Origin of the sequence: Chitinophaga varians, from assembly GCF_014529945.1 — a bacterium.
Classification (GTDB): Bacteria; Bacteroidota; Bacteroidia; order Chitinophagales; family Chitinophagaceae; genus Chitinophaga; species Chitinophaga varians.
Genome location: NZ_JACVFB010000045.1, coordinates 1 through 406 on the forward strand (window position 1 = coordinate 1; position 406 = coordinate 406).

Sequence of the window (406 nt, forward strand, 5' to 3'; positions counted from 1 at the left end):
CAAGGATCTCCGGATACATTTCCGATAAAGATCGCCAGGGACCCGGGTTTCACCAGGGTTTGCCAGTCTACCTCCAGGTCCGCTACCTATGGACCAATTGAAATACTACATCAGCAATTAAGTTGAAATAATTTTTGCTTGCGAATGATAAAGATTATATCTTTGCCATCCGCTCCAAAAATAAACGGTTCTTTGCCAATAAATGGGTTGATTATCAGGGTACTACATTGATCTTTTTCCGGTGATATCTGATTAGATAAGTGCTTGATACCAAGGTAATTAAAGATGAAAAAAAACTTTAAAAAAGTTTTGGTGGTTTGAAAAGAATCACTACCTTTGCAACCCCAACGCAAACGACGCGAAACACACAAAAGTTCTTCTAAAAATAATACAAAGATGTACGGCC

At 38.4% G+C, this 406-nt stretch carries 1 protein-coding gene; it reads right to left on the bottom strand.

Annotated features, from left to right (window positions below; translation table 11 throughout):
• Positions 1 to 110: 110 nt before the first annotated feature.
• A partial coding sequence (locus ICL55_RS35140; protein WP_223151702.1) for a hypothetical protein occupies positions 111 to 406 on the bottom strand: 296 nt, incomplete at its 5' end.